We start from the raw sequence: 18860 nt of genomic DNA, 5'->3' as shown, positions 1-18860 counted from the left end.
AAGACCGGGCGTTCTACTGAAATATCGCAGGGGTTTATTGGATCTGATACCAGGGCATCCCGTCTGATCCTTTTGGATGATGAACAGACGGCGTGATATTATTGCCATTGATTTCAAACCATGGAAATGCACTCCTGCCTTCCGGATGATGATCGGTAGGATACACCTTATTTTCCCTTATTTCAAACCATGGCAAAGCACTGGAACCACTGGCGTGGTGTACCGTAGTATAAATCCTGTCATCTCTTATTTCATAATCAGCTAATGAACGCCCACCATCCGGATGATGTAATGTTCTGTGGAGTTTCATGATATTTGTTTTTAGAAGTAAAAAATATGGTTACGGTTAACGGCTCTTCTTTGGGTTTAGAAGATATGTAACGAATATAGGCAAATAAATGATTAGGAACTCAAACTATTTTGTTCATTTTAGTTTTGCAAAAATTACTTTCATGCATTCAAATTAAAGGTTAATTCATAGCTGCTATTTTATCATTAATCTATAGCCTTTACGGGAAATTGATTCGATAGTCAAATGGGGATACCGCTTAAGAATTTTCTTTAATCTTCCTATATAAACATACAAAGAGTCTTGTGCTTCCCATCCCCATACTTCTTCAAAAATATCAGCCTTGAGCACTATCCTCCCGTGGTTTCTATATAAAGTACGAAATAATCTACCTTCGGTAGGCGTAAGTGGTCTAATAAATTCCTCCAACTTAAATTCAGGCATTTTATTTTTATAACTCATATCCATTTTTTAAATTGTTTTTGGTGAATGTCAAGATGCTTATTTAACAGGGTCTTTAAATCCTTCATCCTGAAAGATTTGCTGACGTAACCATTACCACCGCCTCTCCCAAACACTTCTTTTTCAACCAGCACAGGATCTTCCCCGGATAAATATATAATAGGCACCTCCTTATCAGCATTCCTTATTCTTTCTCCCAGATCAATTCCATTTAAACCAGGCATCCTTATATCCAGGAGGCAACTATCAAAACTCATTTTATTAAAAAGCATCCAGGCACTTTCTCCGTCATACGCATTATGCACTTCAAAGCCGCCTTGTTCCAAAACTAGCTTAACCATACGGGAGAACATGGTATCGTCATCCGCATGAAGAATGGTGTGTTTCATCAGATTGTTTAATATTAAATGGGGGTGAATAATTATTCCAATGCATTCAAAAAGATGTTTTCTGAAACTAATAAAGTAAATAATGAGGATGATAATAATCACTGATATTCCAGGTTAAATGCAACACCAAATATCAACAGAAACACCCAGGAATTATTTTGTAACTCAAAATGTAAATTTGATATTTTCTCTTTGAAATACAATGGAATCTAAACAAAGTTTTAGAAGTTTATGAAATATCTAAGTTGCTAATCCTTAATATTTTGAAATGTAAATGAAATGTAAACGAAGAGGTTGTAGTTAACAAGATGTTAAGCAAATATTTAATAGGAAAGTATTAAGAATCGCCAATTTTACTTAAGAATTTGATCACCTATAAAGCATAAAAAATCATCTGATAAAATGAAAGAAATAATAGTAAAAATGATCGCACATCACATTTACTTTTTTATCTGGTTATAAAAAATATTTGGAAGTACTAAAGTTTCATCCACTTCTTTGCAATGCTCCACACGGAACAGGGCATGTTATAATAGCTGAAACAACAAATTCGATATAACAGAAGCCCCGCAATCTCTTGCGGGGCTTTTTATTTGTACTTAAAACTTAAAAAACAAGCATGCAGATTCGAGTCCTGTCTCCTCCTATAACCTAAAGACCGTAAACAACTATTTTATTTTGAACTCAGCTCAGGACGATAAATAAGGATTTCACTCCACCGGTTTCCAACACATTTTGCATAATCCTGTAGAAAATGATCCCATGAACCGTCCCCATAGATCGCATTAAACCTTTCAGGAAGTGGTTTCCTGTACGTGGGGGCTAATTCTTTTAAGCCCTTCTTAAGCCTGGTTACAGTTATAATCTGCGGCCCACCAGAACTATTTGCCTGGTAAACGGCAACACTTTCATCCCCTTCTATCCACACTTTCTTTAATTTGCTTACGAGGCCCATTACATCTCCAATCATGCCTGGCTTGGGATACATGTGATTAATCACAATCTTATCAGCCCAATCGGAGAGTTTTACAGTACTAAGCGAGTCATTGTAATCAAAATAGGCAGATGAGCCTCTGTCAGTAAGGTAAATAGCTACCGCTTTATTCCAATCAGTATTATGCTCAGCACCAAGGTTCCCTCGTGAGTCAAGAGATTCCCAACTGCTTGGTCCCTCTGTAATATGGACCCCTCCGGCATCGGGCCCCGACTGAATGTCATATACCCGCCATGACCAATCGCCTTTGTGGTATTTCTTCGCATGAGCCATTAATGCTTTTTCGAACTCTAAAACCTTGTCTGTTTTTGGAAAAACTCTTGTTGCATTGAGAACATTCTTTTGTCCCATTCCCATCAGCGGAATAAGCAACGTAAAAAGAATAAACTTTTTCATGGGGAGCTTTTTAAAGTTTAAGAATTTTGGGGAGTCTTAATAGGAGGAAACAATCAATCAAAAGGTAAGAAATTAAACTATAACCAGGGAATCTAAGTTTTTAGGTAGTATCCCTGACCATATCTCAACGAAACTGACATTAAGCGCTTATAGCTTTGGCGTTCGATAACTCATCAGTTGGTATTGCAAAAGTGATAGCTCAGCGCGGAAGCGGAAATGGTGTATTGATTGATCAACTCATACAAATCTTCATCTCTAAATAAATTTTCAGAAAAGAGTTAGCTTTGCGGCTGACTCTTTTCTAATATCAACAAATATGCACGGACGTAACAGAAGCGATATATACCCTGGCCTGGAAGTAGCCATCATCCTGAAGAAAGACCAGCGCACCAATAAATTGACATACGGTATTGTACAGGATATCCTCACTTCAGCACCTTACCACTCACGTGGTATCAAGGTTAGACTGGAAGATGGACAAGTAGGCCGCGTAGCGGAAATAAATGTTACGGAAGAAGATTAACTACAGCAATTTCAAATCTTTTGTAATCCGGTCTATCTCCTCATTTGAATTAGGTCCGATCGCACAACATGTTTTTGTAGGTACACCACCAAATTCCGTTAGCCCGGAATCAGTGATCAGCGTAGCATTCAGCCCATCTTCAATGGCCTGTTGGTAAATGCGGTCCAGGTCATCCTCTGAATCTACCGATAAACAAATTTTTGTAAACCCCTTCGTCATCCATTCGGCTACTTCTTCCGGATTCCTTAAGTTCGTTTGTAACGTATGCCCGTCGATGGTAGCGTGACGCGTAAGAAACGCAATGGAAGCATGCGCGCCCTGTGCTATCATTTTACCTTTACGCATATTAAGATCCTTGCGCATCACTATTACCTGCTTTACTATCCTGGATGACATATACAATCTATTTGAGCCGCTAATTTACTAAAAACAATATAACAGTATTCTCCCTTTCAGATCACGCGGAAAATGTCGTACTTTGATCTTTTCAAGTGTATTATTAAGAATGCGAAACCTCTCCACCCTGAACGATGTACACCAGCAGTTTGCCGAGTATTTTGATGTACCGGCACTGAAGCCTTATGCTTACTTGTTGTCCAAAAAACTGAGTGAAGGTCATATCTGTCTGCATCTTGATAAAATACAAGCAGAACAGGACGTATTGCCACCCTATTACGACAAACCGGAAAACGGCGCCGGCGCACTCGCCGCTATCCCCCTGGTAGGCCAGCATGGCAACGATATGCAGCCTTTTGTGTGTTATCAGAACAGACTATACTTTCAACGATATTTCAGATACGAGACACATTTTCTTCAACGCATAAAACAATTTCTGGCAGTAGAAAAAACACTGCTGCCGGAAAGAACAGCTTTATTGCAAAGCCAGCAAACGCTGATCAGCAAGCTGTTTGCCGCTGCCACCATTACAAATGATGGTAATGATCCAACAGATTGGCAGCTGGCAGCCGCTATCACAGGCGTATTAAATAACTTTACAATTATCACCGGCGGACCAGGCACAGGAAAAACTACCACAGTAGCTAAAATCCTCGCCATCCTTTTTGCAACCGATCCCGGCTTGAAAGTGGCCCTGGCAGCACCTACGGGTAAAGCTGCCGCCCGCATGGCTGAGAGCCTGCGCAATACCACCATTGAAGTAGCTGCACCAGTTGCGGAAAAATTCCAACACCTGCAACCGTCCACTATTCACCGGTTGTTGAAGTCGGTGAGGGATAGCCCTTACTTCCGGCATAATAAAGACAATCCCCTCAACTACGATGTGGTAATTGTAGATGAATGCTCTATGATAGATGTGGCGCTGTTTGCCAAACTCATGGATGCTATTCCTCCACATACACGCCTCATCCTGTTGGGTGATAAAGACCAGCTGGCTTCCGTTGAAGCCGGTAGTTTGTTCGGGGACCTTTGTCAGGCGCAGGAAAGCCTGAACCTGTTCTCTGCGGAGCGCATACAATTTATCAACCAGTTTATTGATGATGCTCACCGTCGCATCCCGGCCAGCCAGGAGCGGAACGATTACCATCATCCATTATTTCAGCACCTGGTGGAACTGCGACGCAGTCATCGTTTCACCGGGCATACCGGCATCGGCAAATTCAGCAGGGCCGTTATCTCGAATAATGTAGCGGTGATTAAAGAATTTTTTAAGCCTTCGGCAGATGAACAGGTTATCATCGACCCATCTGCTTCAATAAAATTGTTTGAAGGATTTATTGCCGGTTATGCTTCTTTTATTAAAGAGAAAGATATTGCTACGGCACTCAAACTCCTGAATGCACAACGCGTACTCACCGCCATCAGGGAGGGACCACAAGGATTGTACGCCATCAACAAGCACATTGAAAAATATTTATACGATAAAAAGCTCCTGCTGGCAAATGCAGAATTTTATGAGAACCGTCCTGTTATTCTTACCCGCAACTATTATGAGCATGGGTTATTTAACGGCGATACAGGCATTATACGGGCCGATAAAAACGGGGTATTAATGGCCTGGTTTGAAGACAGCAGCGGAGCGCTGAAAGCTGTGCTGCCCGGCTATCTCACCCAGGCAGAAACCGCTTTTGCCATGACCATTCATAAAAGTCAGGGCTCTGAATTCGGAGAAGTACTGGTGGTACTACCGGATGCTACCGATGTACCTATTCTCACCAGGGAATTATTGTACACCGCAGTGAGTCGCGCTAAACAAAAAGTATATGTGCAGGGTGCTACTGAGGTAATACTCCTGGCAGCAGAGCGTTTTGTGGAAAGAGCATCAGGCATAGCAGCACGTTTTAAAGAAGATGAAACGGCAGGGAATTAAATAAAACGTACTAAGCAATGGCATTGTTTCTCAAGGTTTCCAATTCACTGAATAGTCTTGCTGCAGGATTAGCACAAAACCTGCAGGATGCGGGCAACAGTGTATTTCAACCACATTATATCATTACCCAAACAGAAGGGATGAACAACTGGCTGAAACTCCAGCTGGCATCACGTTTGGGTATTGCGGCCAATTGCCGCTTCATGAAACCCAACGATTTACTGCATCAGCTATACATTATTCTGGGCGGACCTTATACAGAAGTCCTTTCACCACAAAACCTCAGCTGGCTGGTATTCAAGCTGCTGGGACAGGAAGAATTTATTGCAAAATATCCTACAGTAGCAGATTATTATGTGGATAACGGCCCTGAGAGCGACTTAAAGCGCATGGCCCTGGCCGAAAAAGTAGCGGATCTATTTGATCAGTACCAGGTATATCGCCCGGAAATGATCCAGGAATGGACCAATACAGATGCATCGGCATTAGCTACTGCCCAATGGCAGCAATGGCTGTGGGTAAAAGTGAAGCTATTGTCCGGTGGCGCCCTGCCAGATAAAACCATCGTAGGAAACTTTATCCTCGACGCGTTGCACACCAATGGCCATAAATCTGGACTGCCCGCCAGGATGCCTGCTATTCATTTGTTTGGCTTATCTATCATCACGGCTTATCACGTAAAAATTTTACATGAGCTGTCTGCTTTCATTGATGTATACTTTCATATCATCAACCCGGCACCGGTCGTATTTTGGTTTGAAGACCGCAACGAAAAACAACTGGCCCGGTGGCGGCAAAAGGAATTAAAAGACCTCTCCGAAACCAATGCAGGTAATGCTTTGCTGACAGGCTGGGGAAAAGTGATACAAAATAGCTTTGGACTTTTCTTTGCTTATGATGCTTTTATAAACGCTTATGAAGAAAGTGGCATCGAAGAACCAACACCGGATAATCTACTGCATAAAATTCAACATGATATTTTTTCTGCTGCTACTACAGAAAGAAATCCGCTAAGCAGCGAAGATGTTACAGATGGCTCCATTATCATCAACGCCTGTTATACGGTAGCCCGCGAAGTGGAAGTGTTGTACAATCACCTGGTACACCTGGTAGATCAAAGACAGGAAGCCCTTTCGCCCCGCGACATCGTAGTCATGGTAAGCGATATAGATGCTTATGCACCTTATATCAAAGCAGTATTCAACAACGCACCTTATAAGTTCAGGTATACTATTGCAGATGAAAGTTATACCGATAACGATAACCTCTTTAATGCCCTCCATGCTATCCTGACCATGAATGAGGAAAATTTCAAAGCAGAAACAGTGATGCAGCTGCTGGACTTTTCCTATATCCGCAACCGGTTTGCGCTGCACGACCCGGTACGCATACGTTCCATAGTACAAGCCGCAAATATTCGTTTCGGGATAGATGGTAATATAGAAGATCAGACCCGTTTTGTAAGCTGGCGTTATGGATTACAACGAATCATGTTTGGCATTTGTATGAGTGGGGAAGAAGAATACGGAGAAGGTAGCGACAGCTTCTTCCCGCTGGATATGCTGGAAGGTAGCGATGCGCATGAAACCATCCGTTTTTGTCATTTTGCAGAAGTGCTGATTTCATCTATCCTCGACAGGCAGCGCCCACGCAGTATTGTAGAATGGGTAGCATATACAGAACGTGTACTGCACAACCTCGTATATGAGCCACTGGAAGAAATTGATGAGGATTATACCACACTCATGAAAGAACTCACCACCTACAATGCACTGAATGAGTTCATGAGTGATAAAGTAGCGTTTGAGGTATTTAGTCATAGTTTCCTGGAAACCCTCACGGGCACCACACGGGCAGGACTTTTTGTGAACGGTGGTATTACCTTTTGTTCACTCATCCCCATGCGTAGTATTCCTTTTAAAGTAGTGGCGTTAATGGGGCTTAACTACGACAAGTTCCCCCGTCGTGAAAATAAATCCAGCTTCAATATTATGGAGCAAAACCGGCAGCGCGGCGATCGTAACGTGAAAGAAAATGATAAACATCTTTTCCTGGAAACAGTACTATCTGCCCAACAATATTTATACATCAGCTACGTAGGTAAAAATGCGAAAGATAATACGATACTGCCTCCGTCTGCCCTGGTAGATGAGTTGATAGATTATATAGAAGCCGGCACCACATCTCCGGAAATAGTGCGCAGTCAACTGGTTACACATCAGCCCCTGCAGGGCTTCAGCCGTAAATATGCAGTCAATAACAAGCGTCTTTTTAGTTATCTGAATACGAACCTTATTGCTAAAAAATCTGTTATCAATACAAAGAAGATAACAGATCCTTTTGCTTTTGAAGAAATCACGGTAGATGAACTGGTGAGCTTCTTTAAAAATCCTTTCAAAGCGTATTACAACAAAGTGTTGGGCATCTATTACAATGATGAACAAATACTATTAAGCGAAACAGAAATTTTCAGTCTGAATAAATTGCAGCAATGGTCTGTTAAAAACAAATTACTTCCGGTAACCAATATTGATGCGGAGGCCATGCAAACAGTGCTGGTAAAAAAAGGAGAGCTACCACTCAGCAATATGGCTGCAGTAGCCATTCACCAGGTAGAAGGCATGGTGATGCCGGTACGTAATCTGTATAAAGCATGCACACAGGGGGCTCCGGAAAAACGCGTTTCCATTGAACTGAATATTGATAACAGCTTGTTGAAAGGTATTATCAATCATATATTCGACGATAACTACATACAGGTGTCCTGGTCTAAAAATGAAAGTAAGTACCTGGTAGAAGCGTATATCCGTTATCTGTCGGGAGCAGCCGCAGGCGCGTTTTCCGGCATGTATTTTATTTCAGGTGCCAAAAAAGAGGATGCCTTTCTCTCCCTGCCATTGACGCAGGAAGAAGCCTATAAAAGATTAAATGAAATTATCAAAGTATATAAAGCAGGCTTTAATAGCATAGCTCCATTTTATCCTGATTTTGAAACAACACCTAAAGATCTGCTCACACTGGATGTTGGTAGTTTTGAAAAGATGATTGATAACAAGTTGAATAATTATCAATATCCATCATCTGATCTGTATATCATGCAGGAATATGAAAAAGGATATTTTGATGAAGCAGCAGTGCTGGCAGCTTACAAAAATATTTGCCAGCTACTGATAGCACCGCTGGCAGAGATTTTCCCTGCTTATTACGCGAAAACAGAAAACGGAAAATGATTGATATAGATAAATATAAAAAGTTTGAAGCGGCTACAGTACCACTGGAAGGCAGTAACCTCATTGAGGCCAGTGCAGGTACCGGTAAAACTTATTCTATTGCTATTCTTGTGTTGCGGTTAATATTGGAACAAAAGCTTTCCATCAAAGAAATTCTGATGGTAACCTTTACCAAAGCCGCTGTAGCTGAGCTGGAAGAACGTATTCGTTTATTTATCCGTCAGGCGTATAAAGTGAGCATGGGACAACCCATCAAAGATGAAAACATCATGGATGTGGTGCTGAATGTTATTGACCTCGATAATCCCACTCCCGTGCAGCAACAGCTTCGCGATGCCATACTGCTGCTGGATGAAACAGCCGTACTTACCATCCATAGCTTCTGTCAGCAAACGTTGAATGAGTTTGCATTTGAAACCAACCAGCTGTTTGGCGCGGAGATGGTGCCGGATATAACGCCTGTTATTGAAGATGAGCTCAATAAATTCTGGCGTAAAAATGTAACCACGCTACCAATCGCATTGCTGGAAAAGATCTGGTATGAAGAGATGAGAACCGATATCCAGCAAGTATTGCAGGAACATCTCAGCGGGAAAAAATATATCGGATTTAATGAAGATGACAACTACGACATCAGCCTTTCACAACAGGATGATTGGATAACCATATTAAATGATCTGGCAGCAAAAGAGCTACAGGCACAGGAATCGCTTCATAGCTATATCACTGCCAACGCGGCGGATCTCAGGAACACCTGTGAATCAAATACACATGCTAAAAAAGCGCTATCAGGGCTGATTGCCACGCCGGCAGCATTTGTAGCAGAGATAGAAAAGAAGCGAAGCGCAGGTTATATCCAGAAATTATTTCCGGAAATTTTAGACCAGTCAGATAGCGTAAATGATATCAGTAGCGCACTCCGGGAGCTGATAGCCTCCATCCGGCGGCAACTGTGCTGCATGGCCATCAAAGAAGTAGGAGAGGGCGTGCACGGATTCAAGGAACGCAGCAATATGCTGAGTTATGATGACCTCATCAGCAACCTCCATAATGCACTTGTGAAACGAGATAATCCGCAACTGACAGAGGTGCTGCAACAAAAATATAAGGCGGTTTTTGTGGATGAGTTTCAGGACACCGACCGGCAACAGTTCGAAATTTTCGATAAAGCATTCGGTCAAAACACCATCCTGTTCTACATCGGCGACCCCAAGCAAAGCATCTATGCGTGGCGCAAAGCAGACATTTCTACTTATTTTAATGCCCGCAACGGCGTGCAGCATTTATATAGCATGAATCATAATTTCCGCTCCGCAGAAAACATGGTTACCGCTATGAACTGCTTCTTTAAGCCAGTAGCCGGTTTCGATACATTTGATTTTGCCGGAGAAAGTGATAGCATTGAATACATTAATGTAGACAGCCCGCTGGATAATAACAAAGGCCATTTGTTCAAGGGCGATCACAAAGCAGTACCCATTACCGTATTCACTTCCTCCAATAAAGACCAGATCAGTGAAGCAGTGGCTGCACAGGCGGCTCTGCTGCTACAGGATTCGGCTTATCGCATAGTCAACGATAAAGGCGCCCGCAGGATCACACCTGCTGATATTGGGATACTGGTACGCACCGGTAAAGAAGGCAAATCAGTGAAAGATAAGCTGGCGCAACTGGGCATCCCTGCTGTCACCATAGACGACGCCAAGGTACTGGATTCTCCGGAGGCCCCACAAGTGCTGCACCTGCTGGAAGCTATGGAAACACCGGACAGATCTACCATCAATCGTGCATTACTGTCCTCCTTCACTGGTTTTGATATTCATACGATCCTGCTATTAGACGATGAAGCAACTATTACACTCTTCGGCAAATACAGGGACCTCTGGCAACAGGATGGAGCCTACACCGCCATTATGGAGTTCATTACAGACTTCGGCGTTCGTAATACACTGCTGGAAGTTCACCCTGCAAATGGAGAACGCATCATCACTAATTTATACCAGCTTACAGAGCTGGTACACCAGGTGCAGAGCCGCAAAAATTTATCTATGCGGGATCTTATATCCTGGCTCAAACGAGGCATAGACGGCATGGCCACAGAAGGCGATGAATACGCACAACGGGTGGAGAGTGATGAAGAAGCAGTGAACATTGTAACCATTCACAAAAGTAAAGGACTGGAATATAAAATTGTAATGGCACCCTTCCTTGATTTTGTAGAAAACTCAAAGGCTAAGTTCGTAAGTTTTCGTGATCCCGATACCGGCGATTATTTATTGGCAGAAAAGGATCGTCTTACCGAAACGCAGCTGGCGACTTACCAGCAGCAGCTGGAACAGGAAAATCGTCGGTTGATTTATGTAGCTATCACCCGTGCAGTATATAAATGTTATCTCTTCAAAAATAACAAAAAATCTTCGCTCACTACTTTTCTGGATACGCTGAAAGAATCACTACCTGATCCGGATATTATACAACTGCAGGGCATTACACCGGAAAAGCCGGAACAAGGCTACAGGAAAAGCGTTCAGCGTTCGGGAATAACAACACATCATGGGCCGGTATATTTTCATTTACAGGAAGAAAACTGGCGTAAGATGAGCTATACCATGCTCGCCGCAAAGCCCGAACACCGGCCACGGATACGCTCCTTCCAACAGGAAGACCCTTACGATAATTTTATTTTCAATACCCTGCGACGGGGCGCCAAAACAGGTAACCTGTTGCATTTTATTTTTGAGAGCATCAACTTCTCGGATAACAGCAAGTGGGAGCAGTGGCTGGAAGAGGCCATACGCCGCTTTGTACCGGGGCAACGTGATATTTATCTGCCCAGGTTACATGAAATGCTGCAGCATGTTTTTCATACTACTATCAACATAGACGGTACCCGTTTTCAACTGGGGTCTATTGGTCGTAATAAACGCCTGGCCGAATTTGAATTTGATTTCCCGGTGCCGGTATTTCCTTCCAATGCACTCAATAGCTTGTCGGATGACCTGCTGACAGTGAATGTCAGGCGTTTTTCCGAATACAGCAACCAGGAACTGGAAGGGATCATGAATGGTAAAATTGATCTCTTCTTTGAACATGCGGATAAGTATTATATCCTCGACTGGAAATCCAACTACCTCGGCAATAGCGTAACCGACTACGATACAGATGCGCTGGCAGCAGCTATGAACGAAAACAATTATCATTTACAATACCTCATCTACACAGTAGCTGTAAAAAAATACCTGGAAAGCCGTATCCCTGGCTTCGATTACGAAACACAGTTTGGTGGCGTGATTTATTGCTTTGTGCGTGGCGTAAGAAATACAAGCAACAATGGAATTTTCACTACAAAGCCCTCCATAGAAAAGATTGTATTACTGGAATCGTTACTGACAAAATAAGTTATATGACGGCTAAACTAAAACTGAGTACCCTTGAAGGCTGGCTATGGGATTCCGCTACCATACTCCGTGGCAGTATTGATAGCGCTGATTTTAAAAATTATATATTCGGATTATTGTTTTTAAAACGTTTCAATGATGTTTTTGAAGAAGCAATAACGCGCATCATCGAAAAAGATCACATAACAAGAGCAGCAGCAGAAAAGAAAACTTATTTTAAAATGCCGCCGGAAAGCCGCTGGGAAGACATCAAAGTTAAAACAGAAAATATTGGCAATGCATTAGACATCGCATTTGCCGCCATAGAACGCGAAAACGCAACCCTGGAAGGCGTAATGACTGCCACCAAATTTAACGATAAAGAAAAATTAAGCGATGAAATATTAAAACGTTTACTCCAGCATTTTAGTAAACACTCCTTAAAGAACCAGGATCTTTACACGCCTGATTTATTAGGCGATGCCTATGAATATCTCCTTAAACAATTTGCGGATGATGCAGGAAAAAAGGGTGGTGAATTCTACACTCCCAAAGGAGTAGCTATTACCATCGTTCGCTTAATTAAGCCGCAACCCGGTAATACCGTATACGATCCTACCTGTGGCAGCGGCGGCATGCTCATTGAATCCGCTAAATACGTTGCTGCCTTACTGAAAGGAAAGACAGATAATCACATAAACATATCCTTATACGGGCAGGAGAAAAACCTGGGCACCTGGGCGATCGCCAAAATGAACATGATCCTTCACAATTTCATGGACGCCGATCTGCGCAAAGGTGATACCCTTACCGATCCTCTGCACAAAAACAAAAAAAATGAACTACGGCAATACGACCGTGTAATTGCCAATCCCCCCTTCAGCCAGAGTGGGTGGTGGACACCGGCAGAAACTACCCACGAAGTAAAACTGGACAAAAATGGCAAGGAGAAAAAAATAACGCCTAACTACACTAAAGCCGTTGTGGATAAATACAATCGTTTCGTGTTTGGCATTCCCCCACGTGGCTATGCTGATCTGGCTTTTGTACAACATATGCTGGCTGTTTTAGCAAAAGATGGTAAAGCCGGTGTGGTATTGCCTCACGGCGCTTTGTTCAGAAGCGGTACAGAAGGAGCCATCCGGGAAAAGTTATTGAAAGCAGATGTCATAGAGGCTATTATAGGCTTGCCGGCTGCACTCTTTTACAATACCACTATTCCGGCCAGCATCTGGATCATTGGTAAATCCAGACCAGCACATCTGAAAAATAAAGTCATCATCATTGATGCCAGTAATGAATACAAAGAAGGCAAAAATCAAAACGAACTGCTGGATACGCATATCAACAAGATTGTAAATACTTACGATCATTTTGTGCTGGGCAACAATATGAAAGTAAACGATAAGTTTGCCCGCACAGTAGATATAGCAGAGATAGCCCAAAACGAATACTCCCTGAACATCAGCCGGTATATCAACTCCAGCGAGATAGAAGTGGCCATCAATCTGCATGAAGTAAAGGCGGCCATATCGGAATTGGAGGCAAAAGAAAAGGTAATTGATCAAACATTAGCCAACTACCTAAAAGAGCTGGGGATATGAAGAAAGGCTATAAAACAACTGAATTAGGTGGCATCCCGGAGGATTGGGAGGTTGTTAAATTGGGTGCCTTAAGCGATATTAAAAGAGGCCTGGCTTCACACTATGTAACATATGCAGATGATGGCGTACAATTAATCAGGATCAATGACTTTCAGCATGATGATCCAAAATATATCATAGCAACTACCGAAACTAAAAAATTAACCTTAAAAGCAGGAGATGTACTGATGGCCGGAACCGGGGCAACGGCCGGCATGTCGTTGCTTGTAAATGAGCAATGGGAAGGATTACCTTTCAGTTTTAATGTTCCAAGGATAAGAACAAAAAAAAATCTCGATCCTGCATTTTTGTATTTCTTTCTAAATACAAATTTAATAAGTGAACAACAAAACCGCTTCTTTACCGGGAATGCCCAGCCATTTTTAGATATCAGGGCAATAGGGAATTTAAAAATAATCCTGCCACCACTGGATGAACAAAGAAAAATAGCTGCTATCCTTCGTGCTGTAGAGGAAAAGCTAAACATTATAGCTTCCGGGATCAACGAAACACAAGCCCTCAAAAAAGGATTAATGCAGCAGTTGTTAACCAAAGGAATTGGACATACTACGTTTAAAGATTCCCCATTAGGTAAAATTCCTGAGAGCTGGGAGGTGGTGAGTATGGGGGAAATAACTACCAATCTTGATGCACAGCGCATAGCGCTGAAATCAACCGACAGAGAAGATGTTAAGGGAATCTATCCATATTATGGCGCACAGGGAATCATTGATTATATCGATAAATATATTTTTGATGGAGAATATTTGCTTGTTGCAGAAGATGGGGAAAATGTAAAATCAAGAAAAAATGATATTGCTTTTATTGTAAACGAACGATTTTGGCTAAACAATCACGCACATATTTTGCAATCAAATGAAAGAAGTAATTTATTCTTCTTAAAGTACACCCTGAATTTCATTTCAATATTGGCATATGTAACAGGCCAGGCGCAGCCTAAGCTAAATAAATCGGCATTAGCAGAAATCAGGATATTACTTCCTCCGCTGGCCGAACAAGAGAAAATAGCTACCATCCTCAGCACGGTAGACGAAAAGCTGGCCATCCTGCAATCTAAAAAAGCATCTTTTCAGGCGATGAAGAAGGGCCTGATGCAACAATTATTTACCGGTAAGATGCGTGTAATATAAAACACCTGCATTATTACAAGTGTTTTATAATGTATGTTTATTCAAATACTTAAAATAGCCACACGCCATTCATCATAGCCACTCCGCAAGTTGTTTCAGAAGTCGCGCACAAATTGGCAGCTCCATCTGGCAAAAATGGATGTAAAACCCTAACAGTCATCATTGCCGTATTCATCCGGCAACAGGCCCCCGGAGGTAGTTAATGATACCGAAGGTCAGGCACCATTAAAATATTAAATAAAAAACGTACATTAGATTTGCCAACTCTAAATGCCATTTTCTTTTCAATTATAATTCTACACAAGAAAATTTATTCATCAACCAAATCTTATCAAATTTCTGTTAAATGAAAAAGTGTTTTACATACGCATGCAGCTTATCATTATTGCTGATTGCACTTACAGGTAAAAGTCAGTCGGGTCCTGCACATTATACCGGGAAAATAATCGATACGCATGTACATATTGCAGTAGAGGAAGGAGAGAGCAATAGCATGAGTACGGAGCGTACAAATACACTGAAAGATGTACTGGCCTTCATGTCTACGGCATCTATTGTGAAGGCTGGTATTATTACTATGGCACAAAAGGGAAATATGGCCGATACCCGCCTGAGAAATGATAGTGTGATCGCACTGAGTAAAAAATATAATTCACTGATCCCTATTTGCTCTGTACATCCGATGGACGGAGAGGAGGCATTTGCAGAAATGGAGCGGGTGCATAAACAGGGCGTAAAAATAATAAAGTTACATCCCAACTATCAACGCTTTGATGTAGCAGCGCCGGAAGTTGCCGCCTTAGCACATAAAGCAGGTGAGCTTGATATGGTTTTGCTTTTTGATAGTTATAGTCCGCTGGATGGGAATGAAATTGGCAAATTGATTATGCTGGCTGTGGGTAACCAGAAAGCGCAATTTATATTTGCTCACATGGGGCTGGTGAATTTTCCACAATTGCTGACCATTGATGCACTTAAGAAATATCCCTGGTATAAAAATAATATCTGGCTTGATGTATCTGCTGTTGCTCCGATATTAGGCGACTCTCCTTTCCATGATCAGCTTGTATGGACAATGAGAAAGATTGGTATTGATCAGTTTTTATTCGGATCAGATTTTCCGGTTTTTGACCCGTTAGCTGCCATCAAAAGCGTACATGCAATGGGTTTCACCCAGGAGGAGGAAAAGAAAATATTTTACACGAATGCATGCAGGCTACTACAGCTACAACCCTAAGTATTTGAATACATAAAAAATTTAACCTATCACTTGTTCGTTTAACAACAGCAAACATGTAAAAACCGTTAAAATATCAGTTACTAAATAGGATGGCATGTTTCCGGACATTCATCTGTAAAATAACAATCGCTCACCGAAGAGGTGAGCGATTGTTATTTTATAAACCCGGAAAATAGGGAAGTTGACGTTTGTAATGATATGAATGGCTTGTGCTTAGCGGCCGTCTTTATCTCTTTCTTTATAAAACGTATTAGCATACCCTGCAAAGTCTTTTATCTTTAAAAGCCTGTCGTGCAGGGCATCTATCCTTTCCTTATTTTTTGACGCTGTAATAACAGAAAAAGCATTGTGTCTGACATCAAGATCTTCTTCTACGTTTTCAACAGTGTCAACACAATAGTCTATAACGTCCGGGAAGACGCTGAAATTCCACGTCAGGCTTCTAAATCCCCACTGCTTCACCAATTCATCTTCTTCGTCTTTTAAATTGTACAGGATCTGATCTTTAATTTCAACAAGGTCAGGATCGGCAAAATCAGCCACCTCAATAATTCTATAAATGGCAACTTTTACAAGGTCATAAGTGTATTTAGATTTCAAAAGACCTGATAAGAAGCGCCATTTATTATTGTCGTTTAAATATTCAAACTCATTACGAATGATGTCTGCTTTTTTATCATCATCAGTGGTGGCCTGATAATCTTTTATGAATTGTTCAAGTACTGACATTTGAAATTATAATTACAGGTGCAGCATTTATGACTTTGCGCAGTCTTATTCCTTCACCAGATTAAACATTTTTATGATGGTATCCTGTATTTCAAACAAATCACTCATTGCATATAATCCTACTGATTTTGCAAGATGGTTGTTTGACGGCTTCTTCTCAACACAAGCGCTGATCAGTTGAATTTGATTGGCAAGATCTGGTAAATACTTCATCCCACTTATGGAATATAATGAAACGCGCGCTACACCGTCATTGTAAACCTGTCCTCTGGCGTTTAATCCATCTAATTCTTCCAGTGCAGGAACTTTATCAAAAGTACCGTCATAAAATTCTATAATCGGGCTTTCATTTGGGCCAGTCAATTTGTGAATATAAGCCGCATAAAATTTACCATCCAATTGTATGGCAACTACATCTTGTTCCCTATAAAAAGTTATGTTTTCGGGGGTAGTTGGCTTCTTCTTAAGCGGGACAGGTGTTGTGTTAATAAAGGCTTTTATCTCATCGGCTTTTCTGAAAAAATCATCGCTTAAAGCCACCGCATTATTTAAGTCGTCGATAGCAGTGAGTGCCTTTTCAGTGATTTGTTTATCTGCAAAACCATACTTGTGCAATAAAATAGCCAATGCAAGTATTGTTTTCTGTTTGTAATTCGCTGAGATGTTTTTATCTGCATTTAATACGCAATTCCAGCGCAGCAAAATCTTTGGAAGTATGTATGAAAGCTGGTTATCAATTGAATGGTGTTTATCATAGCACATGGCATAAAACGTAAGTGTTGCTAAATCTTCGTCAATTGATAACACTAAATACTTTGCAGCAAGTTTATCTAAAATTTGTTTGTGGGTCATATCTAAATAGAAAAAAAGAGCGGAAGACGGGACTCGAACCCGCTACCTACAGCTTGGGAAGCTGTCGCTCTACCAGGTGAGCTACTTCCGCTAATGAAGTATCTAAAGATATAAAAATATTGGGATACCAATGGGAACAAACACCAGGGAATTTAATACAACCATTTTGTAGGGCAATCCAGGTCAATACTTACGTCAGAAAAGTTCTTATAAACGGTACCTTGTCCAAAACCACCACCATTCACCATATTCCCGTTAACCTTGTTATAGGAAAAAATTTTCTTCCCCCGGTAAATAGCTCTTTTAAATAGCAGGTTTTCACGCAACAGACAAGCGCTAACCCGATAGAAATCCCGGTGATCACTGGCAATCAGGTGATCATCAGTTTGATAAGTCAGCGCAAGCAGCTCTTTACCATTTTCCTTATAAAGCCGGAGTCCTTTATCTTCAGGTTTATATGTACCTACGTATATATTCTTCAGGTTCAATGCAAAATAATCTATTTTCTCAGGGCAATCATTTTCGTATACTAACAAATTATTGTCTACATAAAATCTTTCAAACACATTATTTTCATCCAAATAAATAATCTCCGACGTGTTATCACCGGCAACTGAAAAAAACAGCTCTTTTGATTTTTTGGTAAAAAATCCGTCTGCTATTCGCAGGCTGTCATCATGTGTGATAGCCCTTAAAAATGCCTGGTCTTTAATAATAACTCTTCGCCTGCCGGTAGATTCAAGCCTGCTTTTAAAATCCTTATCTTCATAACCATAATCTATTACCCGCTCATCATATCCTCTCAATGCATAAAAGTCGTCGCGCCTTACACATACCCTTCCCTGTACATCCCACCATTTTCTGCCAGGGCCAATAGGGGGAGGTGCCATAAAAACATGCTCTTCCTTATTGAATATCTCATTTATATATGTTGCAAACCCTTCACCAGTATAGTTATCAGCATCAATGCTGCATAAAATATCTCCTGTAGCCAGTCTGAGTGCCATATTTTTGGAATGGCTCATATGAAAGAACTGCGGGTCTTTTGTATGGAAATAAGTGAGCCGGCCTTCATCAATATAGGGCTGGAGCTCCTTTTGTGCCCAGTCATATAAATCATCTTTAGAGTTGTAATCGAGTAAAACGAATTCAATATTATCATACCCGATATTGTCGAGGATATTGCGGTGCAGGGTTTCTTTCAGGTGCATTGTCCGGTTCATGCAAACGGTGCAGAATGAAATTCTATTTTGCATCTA

General features: G+C 41.4%; 15 protein-coding genes and 1 tRNA gene. 7 read left to right on the top strand and 9 right to left on the bottom strand.

Annotated features, from left to right (window positions below; genetic code table 11):
- Positions 1–34: 34 nt before the first annotated feature.
- From CLV51_RS04100 to CLV51_RS04085, 4 genes are all read right to left on the bottom strand, one after another.
- Positions 35–310: a hypothetical protein gene (locus tag CLV51_RS04100; RefSeq protein ID WP_106526725.1), complete on the bottom strand. Its 276-nt coding sequence runs from the start codon at positions 308–310 to the stop codon at positions 35–37.
- 174 nt (positions 311–484) lie between these two features.
- Positions 485–757 carry a winged helix-turn-helix domain-containing protein gene (locus CLV51_RS04095; RefSeq protein WP_106526724.1) on the bottom strand — a complete coding sequence of 91 codons (273 nt, stop codon included), beginning with the start codon at positions 755–757 and terminating at the stop codon, positions 485–487.
- A complete protein-coding gene (locus CLV51_RS04090; RefSeq protein ID WP_106526723.1) occupies positions 748–1140 on the bottom strand; it encodes a response regulator in 393 nt (130 codons plus the stop codon). Before CLV51_RS04090 ends, CLV51_RS04095 begins: the two co-directional genes overlap by 10 nt.
- Before the next feature lie 673 nt (positions 1141–1813).
- Positions 1814–2530 (bottom strand): hypothetical protein, encoded by a 717-nt coding sequence (locus CLV51_RS04085; protein WP_106526722.1) that lies wholly within the window; start codon positions 2528–2530, stop codon positions 1814–1816.
- A 316-nt stretch (positions 2531–2846) separates the two neighbouring features.
- On the opposite strand from CLV51_RS04085, the gene CLV51_RS04080 reads away from it, so the two are divergent.
- A complete protein-coding gene (locus tag CLV51_RS04080; protein WP_106526721.1) occupies positions 2847–3053 on the top strand; it encodes a YwbE family protein in 207 nt (68 codons plus the stop codon).
- Here the strand turns inward: CLV51_RS04080 and pth2 are convergent, their stop codons facing one another.
- Complete coding sequence (pth2, locus tag CLV51_RS04075) at positions 3054–3449, bottom strand: aminoacyl-tRNA hydrolase (protein ID WP_106526720.1); 396 nt, start codon at positions 3447–3449, stop codon at positions 3054–3056.
- Between the two features lie 109 nt (positions 3450–3558).
- Between pth2 and recD the strand changes: the two genes are divergently transcribed.
- From recD to CLV51_RS04045, 6 genes are all read left to right on the top strand, one after another.
- Positions 3559–5379, top strand: a complete 1821-nt coding sequence (gene recD, locus CLV51_RS04070) for an exodeoxyribonuclease V subunit alpha (RefSeq protein ID WP_106526719.1) — start codon at positions 3559–3561, stop codon at positions 5377–5379.
- Between the two features lie 17 nt (positions 5380–5396).
- Positions 5397–8609: an exodeoxyribonuclease V subunit gamma gene (gene recC / locus CLV51_RS04065; RefSeq protein ID WP_106526718.1), complete on the top strand. Its 3213-nt coding sequence runs from the start codon at positions 5397–5399 to the stop codon at positions 8607–8609.
- Entirely contained in the window at positions 8606–12007 is a 3402-nt protein-coding gene (gene recB / locus CLV51_RS04060; RefSeq protein WP_106526717.1) for an exodeoxyribonuclease V subunit beta, read from the top strand. Before recC ends, recB begins: the two co-directional genes overlap by 4 nt.
- A 5-nt stretch (positions 12008–12012) precedes the next feature.
- Positions 12013–13590: a type I restriction-modification system subunit M gene (locus CLV51_RS04055; RefSeq protein WP_106526716.1), complete on the top strand. Its 1578-nt coding sequence runs from the start codon at positions 12013–12015 to the stop codon at positions 13588–13590.
- The gene (locus CLV51_RS04050; RefSeq protein WP_106526715.1) at positions 13587–14780 is read left to right on the top strand and encodes a restriction endonuclease subunit S; all 1194 of its coding nucleotides are present in this window, start codon (positions 13587–13589) and stop codon (positions 14778–14780) included. Before CLV51_RS04055 ends, CLV51_RS04050 begins: the two co-directional genes overlap by 4 nt.
- 346 nt (positions 14781–15126) lie before the next feature.
- Positions 15127–16017 carry an amidohydrolase family protein gene (locus tag CLV51_RS04045; protein ID WP_106526714.1) on the top strand — a complete coding sequence of 297 codons (891 nt, stop codon included), beginning with the start codon at positions 15127–15129 and terminating at the stop codon, positions 16015–16017.
- A 216-nt stretch (positions 16018–16233) separates the two neighbouring features.
- Here the strand turns inward: CLV51_RS04045 and CLV51_RS04040 are convergent, their stop codons facing one another.
- From CLV51_RS04040 to CLV51_RS04025, 4 genes are all read right to left on the bottom strand, one after another.
- Positions 16234–16749: a hypothetical protein gene (locus CLV51_RS04040; protein WP_106526713.1), complete on the bottom strand. Its 516-nt coding sequence runs from the start codon at positions 16747–16749 to the stop codon at positions 16234–16236.
- 45 nt (positions 16750–16794) lie between these two features.
- Positions 16795–17601, bottom strand: a complete 807-nt coding sequence (locus CLV51_RS04035) for a hypothetical protein (protein WP_106526712.1) — start codon at positions 17599–17601, stop codon at positions 16795–16797.
- 18 nt (positions 17602–17619) lie between these two features.
- Positions 17620–17692 (bottom strand) — tRNA-Gly (locus CLV51_RS04030).
- 61 nt (positions 17693–17753) lie between these two features.
- Positions 17754–18857, bottom strand: a complete 1104-nt coding sequence (locus CLV51_RS04025; protein ID WP_106526711.1) for a glycosyltransferase family 2 protein — start codon at positions 18855–18857, stop codon at positions 17754–17756.
- Positions 18858–18860: the final 3 nt, after the last annotated feature.

This window comes from Chitinophaga niastensis (assembly GCF_003014755.1).
In the GTDB taxonomy this organism is placed as follows: Bacteria; Bacteroidota; Bacteroidia; order Chitinophagales; family Chitinophagaceae; genus Chitinophaga; species Chitinophaga niastensis.
Note: the sequence above shows the minus strand (reverse complement) of the source record. Positions and strands in the feature narration are given on the sequence as shown.

Coding starts and splice junctions, on each gene's coding strand:
- CLV51_RS04100 (WP_106526725.1), bottom strand. CDS start 310: ATGAAACTCCACAGAACATTACATCATCCGGATGGTGGGCGTTCATTA.
- CLV51_RS04095 (WP_106526724.1), bottom strand. CDS start 757: ATGGATATGAGTTATAAAAATAAAATGCCTGAATTTAAGTTGGAGGAA.
- CLV51_RS04090 (WP_106526723.1), bottom strand. CDS start 1,140: ATGAAACACACCATTCTTCATGCGGATGACGATACCATGTTCTCCCGT.
- CLV51_RS04085 (WP_106526722.1), bottom strand. CDS start 2,530: ATGAAAAAGTTTATTCTTTTTACGTTGCTTATTCCGCTGATGGGAATG.
- CLV51_RS04080 (WP_106526721.1), top strand. CDS start 2,847: ATGCACGGACGTAACAGAAGCGATATATACCCTGGCCTGGAAGTAGCC.
- pth2 (WP_106526720.1), bottom strand. CDS start 3,449: ATGTCATCCAGGATAGTAAAGCAGGTAATAGTGATGCGCAAGGATCTT.
- recD (WP_106526719.1), top strand. CDS start 3,559: ATGCGAAACCTCTCCACCCTGAACGATGTACACCAGCAGTTTGCCGAG.
- recC (WP_106526718.1), top strand. CDS start 5,397: ATGGCATTGTTTCTCAAGGTTTCCAATTCACTGAATAGTCTTGCTGCA.
- recB (WP_106526717.1), top strand. CDS start 8,606: ATGATTGATATAGATAAATATAAAAAGTTTGAAGCGGCTACAGTACCA.
- CLV51_RS04055 (WP_106526716.1), top strand. CDS start 12,013: ATGACGGCTAAACTAAAACTGAGTACCCTTGAAGGCTGGCTATGGGAT.
- CLV51_RS04050 (WP_106526715.1), top strand. CDS start 13,587: ATGAAGAAAGGCTATAAAACAACTGAATTAGGTGGCATCCCGGAGGAT.
- CLV51_RS04045 (WP_106526714.1), top strand. CDS start 15,127: ATGAAAAAGTGTTTTACATACGCATGCAGCTTATCATTATTGCTGATT.
- CLV51_RS04040 (WP_106526713.1), bottom strand. CDS start 16,749: ATGTCAGTACTTGAACAATTCATAAAAGATTATCAGGCCACCACTGAT.
- CLV51_RS04035 (WP_106526712.1), bottom strand. CDS start 17,601: ATGACCCACAAACAAATTTTAGATAAACTTGCTGCAAAGTATTTAGTG.
- CLV51_RS04025 (WP_106526711.1), bottom strand. CDS start 18,857: ATGCAAAATAGAATTTCATTCTGCACCGTTTGCATGAACCGGACAATG.